Here is an 11,703-nt window from a genome sequence, read left to right on the forward strand (position 1 = left end):
GTTCAATGCCTTATTTACTCGATAATCGAGATTTAAATGCTCCGAGGTTTGCCTCGAAATCAAAATTATTTTCCAACCAATGCCTCGCCGGTTTGCCCCAAGGTAGTTTAGTTTTTATAAATACGTAATAATCCGAAATCAAAAGGAGTCCATAAACAAGCCATGGCATTACTTTGTTTTAGACCTGTATTGATCCAAGTGTTACATGTATTAAAGCAATTGTAATTTCCATTTGCTTCATAAAAATTATCGTTAGTGCTGTAACTTAACCCTGGTATAATTATTTTTTGATCTTGATTATTATTTTTAAAAGTGTTATTGATATAGGTTTGCAGCACTATTAACTGAGAAGGTGTCATTTTTATCTCGACCCAGTCATTTTGTTTAGTACTATACCTTGTTACATGTAATAGGGCAGAAGTATTAGTAAATGCTGCTTGGCACTTATTTATTATAGTGAAATTTGACGAAGTCGAAGTTTTACTGTAATACGTTTTATCTCCCCATCCAAAAGACAAGAATTTTTCATTATTATTATACTTCAGTCCATTGAGAAGCGTAGTATCTAATTCGGTTTTGGGAATGATAATTTCTAGATGTAATTCTTTAGATCCAAGATAAATGCTCTGGTTTGTTTCTACATCGTTCGCTTTTTTGTTTACAGTAATATATGTGAAGATTACGGATAAAACGAAATACGCAATTGGGAAAATTAAAACTACACCCGTGCATTTCAGAATATTTTTTACTAATCTCATATTGCGAATTTCAAAAATTAATGTATGATTTACAACTAATTGGTAGAATCATAATAACAAATATGCTGTGTGAAAGTACTTTACAATAACTTTAGGACACGAAGTATAACAACCGAATGGGAGTCGTAATTTTATATACAATTGTTAGTAGAGATAATGAACCGCATTCTTATCAGAGATACCTTTCTTTAAGTATACCCAAATGATGCCTCTCGTGACCAATAATTGACTTAAGAAAATCTACTAATGTAATTTCATGTTGTTGAGCCAAACCAGTTTTTTTTAATTGAGCTTCGGATAAGGTTTCAATAAAACTTAACGATGACTTTCTTACATTATAAAAATCGGTCACCAAAAGTTCTATTTTTAACTCATCAAAACGACTATTGTTGGTTAGAAAATCTTGATCGTAACCCCATAATTGGATGTTTTCGTTTCTACTTAATTGAAATGCCCTAAACATTTTTATTCTTTCATGATCGGTGATGTGTCCTATTATTTGTTTTATACTCCATTTATTCGGTTCATAACGATGAGCAGCCTTTTTCTCATCTATTGTACTTAGAAAGGTAAATGTTGCTGCTGTTGCAAAAAGTGTCGACAAACTATCTTTCTTAGCCAATTCAAAATAATATGGAAAACCATCTTTTGGTGTATATCTCATAATGTTGTGTGTGGTTTTATTCAATATATACTATTTAAATGAGTCTATTAGCAATGACCGCTAATGTTTAATACATGAATCATGGTTTGACCAGAGGAAATTAACTAAATTCTGAATAAGAAGTAACCGATTTATTCTTAATCAGAAAGTAAAATGCTATTTTCACGCAGTAAAGGTTTGTAATTATAGCAAAGATATTGCGTTAGGCTCTCTATACTATTGGTGAAGAAGATTTGTGGTGTTGTACTACGACGAATTTGGTAGCGAGTGGTGGTGTTTCATTTTGAAAATGAGTATGTTGTAAGGGGAGTTTAAGGTTTTGAAGTGTTGGACTATAAGAAATGTAAAATATAAAATTTTCAGAGTAAGTGAGTAAAATTATTACCTATCGTCCGGATATTGATGGTTTAAGGGCAATTTCGGTGTTTCTTGTAATTCTATTTCATGTCGATTTTTCATTATTTAGTGGTGGGTATGTTGGCGTCGATATATTCTTTGTGATTTCGGGCTATTTAATAACGAGTTCTATAAATAAGCAGATTCTTAGTAATTCATTTTCTTTCAAAGAATTTTATTTAAGAAGAATACGAAGAATTATTCCTGTTTTGGTTTTTGTTATTGTGATAATCACCATTCTAGCATATTTGTTTTTATTTCCCAATGATTTTGAAAGTTATTCTCGAACGGTTGTACATACGATGTTGAGTACTAATAACTTTTATTTATGGTCTGCCAGTAATGATTATTTTGCCAAGAATACTGAGTTTATGCCATTGCTGCATACATGGTCTTTATCTGTTGAGGAGCAATTTTATTTGGTTTGGCCCATTTTACTTTTAGTCCTTCACCGTTTTTTAAATTCAAATAATAGAGTATATGTTGTTACTGCTCTTTTGTTTTGTACTCTTCTGTTATCTATTTATTTAACAGGAGAAGATAAGTCGATGGCTTACTTTTTATTACCGGCTCGCTTTTTTGAGGTTTTGATGGGAGCGATTTTAGCCATATTGTGGGAGCGAATTCCAAAACTTACAAAATCAATAAATCACATCGTTTCTATTTTAGGAATTGTATTGGTTTTTATACCCTCTATCGTGTTAACAAAAGAGAGTGCTTTTCCTGGATTAAATGCTTTTTGGCCTTGTCTGGGGGCAGTGTTGCTAATTTTGTCTGGCAAAGAAAAAGATTCAAAAGGAGTTGTTAATAGTGTATTAGAGTTTCGGGGTATAGTGTTTTTAGGTTTGCTATCATATTCTATATATCTGTGGCATTGGCCAATAATAGTGTTTATTAAATATTTAGGTTTTGAGCTCACATTACCTATAGTCTTCATGGTGGTTGCGACTACCATTGTATTGTCGTATTTTTCCTGGAAATTCGTCGAACAGCCTTTTAGGTATACATTCAAGTATACATTTTCTAAAACATTACGATATATCTTATTCCCAAGTTTACTTATTGGTGGTTTGACTTATGGAATCATTGATGGTAAAGATGGGTTTCCTGATCGTTTTCCAAATCTAACTGAGTTTAATAGAAAAGTAAATTTCCCAGATGAAGTAAGGTCTAATTGTTACAATACACACAGTATTGGTAATAATAGAAACTGCAATATAGGGGTGGTTAAAAATAAAGTTGATGGTATTTTGATAGGGGATTCGTTTGCTAATCATTCGGTCTATTTTGTTGACGAATTAGCTAAAGATGCCAATATGTATTTTGATGTTAGCGCGGCTCCGGGTTATCCGTTATTGCGTAATCTGGATTTTCCTGATACATCTGGTGATGACTATGAGAAAAAAAGGTTCGAATATGCTAAAAAAATGGATATTATCTGCATTGCGGCATTTTGGGAGGCGATGAGGGTCGATTCAGAAAACTACGATCAAATACTTGAATCTATAAAAGAGTTGGTTGCATTGAAAAAAAACGTAGTTATTATTGATCATTTAAGGATGACCACCGAAGCTAATGCGCATAAAATGAAGTTGCATAAAGCCAAAATGGGAGCTCAATTTTTGAAAAAAGATTTATTAATTCCGTTGTACGAGCGTCCGGAAAAATATATTGTAAATGAAATCAAGAAAAGATTCCCTTCGGTTACAATTATTGATTTAAATGAGGTTATGTGTGTGAATGATAAATGTGATTATGCGATAAATGAGCAAATCGTTTATCGGGATTTTTATCATTTAAATGTAAGTGGAGCAAGATTGATAGCAAAAAAGTACCTAGAAGAGAAAGGAAACCCTTTAAGGTCTTTACAATAAAGATCTGGTTAAAAACAGGCAAACTCCACCGTTTTTTACATATTCTATATTTTGCATTTCGGTCAAATTGCGTACAACGTTTAGTATAAGAAACGAAGTGCTTTATTCTTCAGGTTTTTTATAGGTCACAATATCAATTCCAACACCGTTTGGGTCAACGATTGCGAAATGTCTGTCTCCCCAAGGCTCGTCCCTAATTTCAATTTCGATTGAAACTCCTCTATTTTTAAGTTGCTTGTACATTTTATCTACTTCTTCCACTTCAATAGTCAGAAACACACCATTTCCGTTAAAAGAAGATTGGAAAATTGGTTTTTGACTTGGATGATTGGGTTGTAAAAAACTGATTTCCGATGATTTGTCAGGGGTATGCATTAAGAGATAAAAATCATTTTCAAAGCTTATACCAAAATTTAATACATTCGTATAGAATTCTTTTGTTTCTGTTAGTTTATCTGTGATTATTCCTGCGTTTAGTTTCATTTTACTTGGTGTTTGCGCATTTGTCCAACCTACGATTAGAGCAAAAGTGATTAATACTAATTTCTTCATCTCTGAATATTTTGTTGAAAACAAATTTAGAGTGAGATTTTTGCTAGGAATTGTAAAAATCGGACATGGTCTAACGAAAGGCTTCGGTAGGTGTTACTCCATAAAAAGTCTTAAAGTTTTTTATGAAATGAGCTTGGTCAAAAAATCCAACATCAAAGTATAGTTTATTTTCTTTGAGGCTCTGTTTTGATGGTTTAGCATTTAGGATATATTGAAAACGTACAACGTTACTAAAGGTTTTTGCTGTTGTTCCTATATAGAAATTAAAAATTCTACGAAGTTGCCGTGGACTCAAATCTGTATTTAATTCTTTTTCTGTGTCTAAAAATCCGTTCTTTAGGAAAATGAGATTTAATGCATTGAATAAGCGTTGGTCGTATCGAAAATTTTGTTTTTCAGTGATGTCAATTAATTTTCCGTTTAAGAGTTGTGTTATATTTTCAAACGATTCTAATGATTTGACATTAGTGGTAATCCAGTCGGAAAGCTCTGGTATAACATGTTTCAATTCCCTTGATTGATTGCTCAAGGTTTTGGCATCGACTCCAAACAAAAACGGAAAGGCAGAAGGCAAAAATCGAATACCGATATAGTCAAACGTTTTACCAATGGGAAATTCTGTATATTTTCTGCAAAACCCCATCACAAAATTTTCTGACGATTGGTGGTGTTCAAAAAATATGTCAATACAGCCGTCTGAAACAACTCGGTAAATGAAAGGTTGATTGAGTACTTTTTGTGTTTTGAGTTGCCAAAAACAGTAAACAAAATTTTCTATTTTTACACTTGGTCGAACCTCTTGGTAAAATACATCTCCATTTTCAGCTTTTACGGTCGGCTGAATCGGTTTGTAATAGTTCTTTATAGTTTCATTTTCTTTCACCTCATTTTGTTCGCATTATGCATAACGTCTCTTGTATGGTGCGTTTGCTTCTCGAAGGGAGCAAATGAACTATACAAATTGTTCTCGACAGTTTTATTTCTTTTTTATTTGCCTAATTTTATTTTCTATTAATAGTGTATGCTTCTTGATCTCAGTATTTATCAATTTGTTTATTTCACTTTCTTCTAATTGTTCTGAATAATGTTTTTCAATAGTTACGTTCGCTTGATTTGTAACTCGATATCTTGTGTAACTAAAATGAAACGTTATTTGAGACATATGACTAAACTCTTGAAAACCTATTTGTTTGAATCCTTGATATTGAAATTGAATTCTTATTGAGCTTATATTGTCTTTTATTTGATTTCTACTATTTGTAATTGCATCTTCTTTTGATTTGTGGTTCGAATTACTATTGACAAAAATGTGAAATTCATTCTTAGCATAAAATTTTTCAAATCTTTGTCCTTTGCTAATGAATTTTCGAGTTATTTCGGAAATTGAATTGTCATAGATATCTAGAATTGCTTCTCTACTCTTGGAAATTTCTATTTGTTGTCCAATTGTTTCTAATTTCTGCTCCAGCAATGCTATTTCTTTATCTAAATCGTCAGGTTCTTCTATACTCTCTCCCTTTGCACCTTTAATCATTATTTCCAAAGAATTATTTAAATTTTCCGAAATGTATTCGATAAAAGGTTCTAATAAACCGGCATCTGCCTGTCGAAGTGCAGCAAAATAGTTTTCTTTATCACTAGTCTTAATTATTACAGGAGGATAACCAAACTGCATTAAAATGAAGTTCATAATTATTCTTGCTGTCCTACCATTTCCATCATCGAAAGGATGTATTCTTATATATTTGTAATGAAATTCAGCAGCAAGTAGTATTGGATTTGTTTCTTTTTCATCAACTTTGGTTCTATACCAGTTAACCAAATCATTCATCATAGCAGGCGTTTCCTCTGGAGTTGCAAACCTAAATATTTCACCTGTTTTAGTTCTAACATGATTGGGAGTTGTCTTATACACGCCTATATTTACTCTTTTTGTAGTCGGTTGACCCTCTGGAGTAATCGCATCAACTTCATATGGTTCTTTTAAGATTAGCTCATGTAACTCTCGAATAAAATTTTCGGTTATCGGTCTGTCATGTTTTACTATCTCCATTACCCATTTTATAGCTTCATCATGTCCAGTAATCTCAAAATGATCTTTTAAAGGTTTTCCCTGAGCAGTAACCCCAAATAGAATTAATGCCTTAGTTTCACCATAGGTCAGAGTATTCCCTTCCAAATTATTTGAATGATAGTTCCAATCTAATCTAAACTTTTGCATAATTCTCAATTCATCATCTTTTTTTAAGGGACGAAGAGAATCCAGTTCTTTTTTGAGTTTAATAGATTTTTCTACATTGATCATTTTAATATTGTTTTAATTGTCGAGAACAATTATATAATAGCAATTGCTATTATTTCTAAACTATAAAAGTAGTAATTAGAAACAAAAAAGCCATACTATTTCTAGTATGGCTTAATGTGAGCCCGATAGGATTCGAACCTATGACCGCCTCCTTAGAAGGGAGGTGCTCTATCCAGCTGAGCTACGAGCCCGTAACTCTTAAAAAAAATTGTCGGGGTGGCAGGATTCGAACCTGCGACCTCCGCGTCCCAAACGCGGCGCGATAACCGGGCTACGCTACACCCCGAAACAATAATGCGGAGAGACCGGGATTCGAACCCGGGCAACACTTGCGCGTTGACAGATTAGCAATCTGCTCCATTACCACTCTGGCACCTCTCCTAATATTCTGTTATGAACGACGCATTTAATATTTCAAATGCGGATGCAAATGTAGCTTTTATGTATCTACAATGCAACATTTTTTTATCATTATTTTTTATTTGATTTCAGCTTCTTTTTAAAAAGTTGAAAATCAGTTTTTTCTCCATAGTTCAATTCAATAAAACCCTAAATCAGATATCCAAATAAACCCTAAATACTTCTTTTCATATATTTGTGTAATAATGACCTATTTATTATGTTATGTGTATGTATAAAAATACTATAAATATGAATATTAGATATATTCTGATCTTTACACTTTTTTTTAGCGGTTATGCTTTTGCCCAAAAACCGGTCTTACTTAAAGACTTTACATTTAAAAACGGAGAGAAGTATAAACGAATAAAAAGTATAAATACCTATCAAGTTGCTTCAGGAAATCGACTCGTTTCGATTAAAAAAGGTCGTAATGGTATGACCATACAGCGATTCTCTTTAGAAGACTTAAAAGAAAATCTTAAGAAAAGACAGGTTATAGAGGACAAAGGCGATTTTCAGACGGTGATGAGACTTAATGAAAAAGCCGTTGTTTTTTATACTAAAGGCAATAGAGCGTACGGGCAAAAAATTTCTCTTACTGGGATTGTGGCAGAAAAACCCATTCAACTTATTAATGAAAAAGAAGGTGTAGCTAGAGATGTTGGTTTTAAAAGTACGTATGGTTTTGACGCCGGAGGAAGAATAAATCAATTTGTATTTAAAAAATCACCGGATGAAAGAAAATTAGTGGTTTTATTTCGAATCAAGTCAGGAGATGGAAATGCGGATAAGATAGGAATTACTGTTTTTAGTGATGGACTTAATATGTTATGGCGAAGAAAAGTAACCATGCCTTATGCTTCTGATAAAATTCAATACGAGGATTTTGCTATCGATAATAAAGGAAATTTCTTTATGACCGCTTCGGTTTTTAACGATGGATCACAAGATAAAAATAAACTAGAATCTACCTATCATACCGAAGTATATAAAATCACCGAAGATAGTGGCGAGGTGGTTAAACACCGAATTGATATCCCCAAAAGTGCTATTACTGCTGGTGCTTTAGAGCTTAATACTGAAGGTAAAGTAACATTTTCTGGGTTTTATGCCAATACAACTAATAAAACTGAAATATCGGGTATCTTTTCTACTTTGTTAGCTAATGATGGTTCGATAAATTCACTTACAAAAAGTAATATCCCTGCAGAAAAATTACAGGATTTAGCATTTCAAAGAGAAGCACGTATCAACGAAGGAACCCAAAAGGATGATGACCTGAAAGATTTAGAAAAACTTAAAATCAACGATATCGTTTTTAACTCAGACGGAAGTACTACTTTATTTGGAGAGCAACGTTATGCCGAATCATTTACGACCTCAAGCTCTTCGGGATCCAGAACCACCTATAAGTATTATTACAGAGATATTTTTGTGTTTAAACTGTCTTCTAAAGGTACTCTAGAGTGGATGCATAAGCTTCCAAAGTGGCAAATGGGTACAATAAGCAAAAGAAGTATGTCGTATGTTAATTTTGAGAACAACGGAAAATATTACTTGTTTTTTATTGATGATTTCACCAATCTTAAACGATCATTTGAAGAAACTCCGACGCGATATTTTGATGGTAAGAAAGAGTTTAATTATTTAACGTCGTATGTTATAGATAAAACCACCGGAGAAGCCACAAAAGAAGCGATCCTTACAGGAAGCGATATTAGAAATTCGCGTTTAGATGTTTTAGAATTGACTAAAGCGGCTAGATTACCTAATAATGATATGATCTTAGAGGTGTATGATGGTAAAAAGAGTAATTTATTAGTAAAAATATCGCTAACTAAATAATAGGGTAGAGTCAATAATCCTATAAGGATACTTAAAGAAATTTTGGTAGACTGCTAAAATATAATTCACAAATAAATCATACTTAAGAACTAATCATGAGAAAAATTATAATTCTGATTTCATTAATTTGTATTACCAATTCCTATGCACAGATTAACATTGGAAAAAGTAAATCACCTATTAACTTATACGTGTCAAAACATAAGCAAGGAGTTTTTGATGACTTAAAAAAAACTAAAACGATTTTTGTTGTTCCAACTTTGCTGGATACCGATGAGTTTAAGTCAATTATCAAAGAAGTATGGACCTTTAACGAGTTTGTTTTTGTTGATCAGGAAACGTATGATGAAAAAGGTGAAGAGTATGTTTCTGCTGAAAATTCGATTGTCAGATTAGTTGATAATGGATATCAAAAACAAAAAACAGGTGGTGCCATGGGGCCAGGAACAAGAACTGTTGCAGAGTATATTGTGTTTAAATTTATGATGTTATCTAACTTTGAGAACATCAAAAAGAATAAAAAAGGGAAGTTAAAATATGATGCCTTAAATATCGCAGAAATGTTTTTTACCCCTAATATTAGATATCGTCAGGATTTTAGTTCTAAAGTTAGAATAGGAAGTTCAGATAAAATCAACGAAAAGTATGGTGAGGAACCTGGCTTCTACAATTTTGATATGGGTTATATTAAAAACTACTTTCAAGAACTCAATAGGAGGTTGTCGAATTCTGAAAATTTAGTCATAGAAGATGGAGTCGAAAAGAAAGAAAAAATTAAAGAATTAAAAGATAAGACTTTATATGCTCCGAAGTGGATTTTGAAAAAATATAATGCATTAGCAGCTTCGTGGGGTCAGACCAGAACCGAAGAGGAGTTATTCGGGAAATATGGATATAAGTACGAAGTTGTTGATAATAAAAGTATAAATGATAAAATTTTAAAAGGAGATGATTTTTATTATTTAATGCATACGCAGTTTAACCAAAAGAAAGTAGTTTCTGTAATACATAGTGTAACAGGAGAAATTATTTACTTGAGCGAAGAAGGGTCGTATAATATCAAGGATTCTGATATTAAAAGTATTGCCAAGCTTATTAAATAATATTAAATTAATGAAATACGTAATAAAAGGAAGTGCACACTTCCTTTTATTACGTTTGTAATATCGCTTCAAATTAGTCGTTCTAACATATAAAGTTTTGTAACAGCATGATGAAAATTTTATCAATCCTACTGGTTTTTATCTCGACCATAACAACTAATGAAATTAGTATAGAAGAGATTCGTAGTTCGTATAAAATTTGTAATGAGTCGAAAGAAAATGCCGAAGAATTCTTTGAGCTGACTAAAAATGCACTACATAATCAAGGAGCAATTTACGAGGGATATCATGGTGCTGCATTAGCCTTAAAAGCTTCGTTCTTATGGAATCCTTTTAGTAAATTATCTTACTTCAATAAAGGAAAAAAAATGATTGATGAAGCGATTCAGTCAGAGCCTGATAATATTGAACTAAGGATGATTAGATTAAGCATTCAATCAAATGCTCCTAAAATAGCTGGTTATTATCAAAATATAGAAGAGGACAAGAAATTTATACTCGGTAATATTGAAGGAGTTTCTGGTCAGGAACTAAAAGAATACGTAGAAGGGTATATTTCACATTCTCCTGTATTTACTACACCTTAACTCCAAACTTTTCGCACCATATTACAATTTTTTTATCATTGTAATCTGTAGTAAAAAACAGGTAAATATCACCACCGTCTTTAATTTTGTGCTTTTTTCTTAGCGCTGCTACATTTTCGGGGAAGTTACGTGTTGTAATATTAGCTTTAGTTATCCCTGCTTTAGCAATCGTCTTTTTGTGATACGGAAAAACAGATATAATCTTAAAACTCCGTCCGGGAAATTCAATTTTTTGGTCAGAAGTATATAAATGAGAATGTAAATGAAGTTTTTCTATTTCAAAGGTGTTGCCAACGCTTAAAAATCCACCACTTTTTAGAATTGCAGCATTGGGTTCATATAAATAACCTTTTGGAGCAGCAAGATATACTGGTTGTTGTGCTTCTTTCTTTAGAACAAACGAGAACTCCTGATTCTGGTTTTTTTGAATATTAACGGTTTTGATAGTGCTGTCACCAGTAAAGTTTTTATCCAAAACCCACAGCAATTCTTTTACCTCATTCTCGATAGCTATGACATGAATTTCCTTTACCTGTTGTAATGAATTGATTCCTACCTGAAAATCAAGTAGAGGAGAGGTTTTAATAAGAATGTTTTCGCTCTTTGTAAAGAGAAATTCCAGGTGGTTAGGAACATTAGGTAAACAATCTTCGAGAAAGAAAACTTTTCCTTTACTGTCGTGTCTTCTTGAGGGGTCGATATATATCCAATCGACAGGTTTTGTGTTTTCCAAAATTTTTATTCCATCACCAATTTCAGATCTGATGTTTTTTGCTTCGAGCGTACTAAAATTGTGTGCTGCAATAGTACTTAATTCTTCATTGAGCTCGCAATGGATTACATGCTGCATTTTTTTTGAAAAAAAATAATCATCAATACCAAAACCACCGGTAAGGTCTATTAATGTATCTCCTGAGACCAAGTTACTTTTATACCTCGCTGTTGCTTCAGAAGAAGTTTGTTCTAAATTAAGAGTAGGGGGATAGTAAATTCCTTTTTCAGAAAACCATGTGGGTAATTTTTGTTTTGCTTTTAATCTTCCGCTAATCTGTTGTGCCAATTCCTGAGGAGAAACATTTTCAAAAGGACTTCCACTCAAAATTAACTTACTTAAATCAATAGAAGTATTTGATTTTTCGAATATAAATTCTTGTACTTCTTTATGTAGTATTTTGGTTTTCAAGTTTCTTTATGCTCTGTTTTTTGTCATCCCGTTG

At 32.4% G+C, this 11,703-nt stretch carries 10 protein-coding genes and 3 tRNA genes; 4 read left to right on the forward strand and 9 right to left on the reverse strand.

Annotated features, from left to right (window positions below):
• Positions 1–107: 107 nt before the first annotated feature.
• Both ABW637_RS13980 and ABW637_RS13985 read right to left on the reverse strand, forming a co-directional pair.
• Positions 108–758 (reverse strand): DUF2459 domain-containing protein, encoded by a 651-nt coding sequence (locus ABW637_RS13980; protein WP_367585336.1) that lies wholly within the window; start codon positions 756–758, stop codon positions 108–110.
• Between the two features lie 172 nt (positions 759–930).
• A complete protein-coding gene (locus ABW637_RS13985) occupies positions 931–1,422 on the reverse strand; it encodes a DinB family protein (protein ID WP_367585337.1) in 492 nt (163 codons plus the stop codon).
• Between the two features lie 368 nt (positions 1,423–1,790).
• Here ABW637_RS13985 and ABW637_RS13990 point away from each other — a divergent pair, with 368 nt between their 5' ends.
• Entirely contained in the window at positions 1,791–3,692 is a 1,902-nt protein-coding gene (locus ABW637_RS13990; protein ID WP_367585338.1) for an acyltransferase family protein, read from the forward strand.
• 102 nt (positions 3,693–3,794) lie between these two features.
• Here ABW637_RS13990 and ABW637_RS13995 read toward each other — a convergent pair whose 3' ends face one another.
• The 6 genes from ABW637_RS13995 to ABW637_RS14020 all read right to left on the reverse strand — a co-directional run bounded on the left by ABW637_RS13995 (position 3,795) and on the right by ABW637_RS14020 (position 6,930).
• The gene (locus ABW637_RS13995) at positions 3,795–4,175 is read right to left on the reverse strand and encodes a VOC family protein (RefSeq protein WP_367585898.1); all 381 of its coding nucleotides are present in this window, start codon (positions 4,173–4,175) and stop codon (positions 3,795–3,797) included.
• 139 nt (positions 4,176–4,314) lie between these two features.
• Positions 4,315–5,127, reverse strand: coding sequence for an AraC family transcriptional regulator (locus ABW637_RS14000; protein WP_367585339.1), 813 nt, complete (start codon positions 5,125–5,127; stop codon positions 4,315–4,317).
• 93 nt (positions 5,128–5,220) lie between these two features.
• Entirely contained in the window at positions 5,221–6,549 is a 1,329-nt protein-coding gene (locus ABW637_RS14005; protein ID WP_367585340.1) for a Fic family protein, read from the reverse strand.
• Positions 6,550–6,666: 117 nt separating this feature from the next.
• Positions 6,667–6,740, reverse strand: a tRNA-Arg gene (locus tag ABW637_RS14010).
• Between the two features lie 20 nt (positions 6,741–6,760).
• Positions 6,761–6,835: transfer RNA gene (locus tag ABW637_RS14015), tRNA-Pro, on the reverse strand.
• 11 nt (positions 6,836–6,846) lie between these two features.
• Positions 6,847–6,930: transfer RNA gene (locus tag ABW637_RS14020), tRNA-Ser, on the reverse strand.
• Between the two features lie 270 nt (positions 6,931–7,200).
• Here ABW637_RS14020 and ABW637_RS14025 point away from each other — a divergent pair.
• The 3 genes from ABW637_RS14025 to ABW637_RS14035 all read left to right on the forward strand — a co-directional run bounded on the left by ABW637_RS14025 (position 7,201) and on the right by ABW637_RS14035 (position 10,486).
• Positions 7,201–8,796: a hypothetical protein gene (locus ABW637_RS14025; RefSeq protein ID WP_367585341.1), complete on the forward strand. Its 1,596-nt coding sequence runs from the start codon at positions 7,201–7,203 to the stop codon at positions 8,794–8,796.
• Positions 8,797–8,891: 95 nt separating this feature from the next.
• A complete protein-coding gene (locus ABW637_RS14030; RefSeq protein WP_367585342.1) occupies positions 8,892–9,899 on the forward strand; it encodes a hypothetical protein in 1,008 nt (335 codons plus the stop codon).
• Positions 9,900–10,006: 107 nt separating this feature from the next.
• Positions 10,007–10,486 carry a hypothetical protein gene (locus ABW637_RS14035; RefSeq protein WP_367585343.1) on the forward strand — a complete coding sequence of 160 codons (480 nt, stop codon included), beginning with the start codon at positions 10,007–10,009 and terminating at the stop codon, positions 10,484–10,486.
• On the opposite strand, the gene ABW637_RS14040 is transcribed toward ABW637_RS14035, so the two are convergent.
• Complete coding sequence (locus ABW637_RS14040; protein ID WP_367585344.1) at positions 10,476–11,669, reverse strand: THUMP-like domain-containing protein; 1,194 nt, start codon at positions 11,667–11,669, stop codon at positions 10,476–10,478. The two genes, ABW637_RS14035 and ABW637_RS14040, sit on opposite strands and share 11 nt — an antisense overlap.
• Positions 11,670–11,703 lie beyond the last annotated feature (34 nt).

The sequence above is a fragment of the Aquimarina penaris genome (assembly GCF_040786285.1).
In the GTDB taxonomy this organism is placed as follows: Bacteria; Bacteroidota; Bacteroidia; order Flavobacteriales; family Flavobacteriaceae; genus Aquimarina.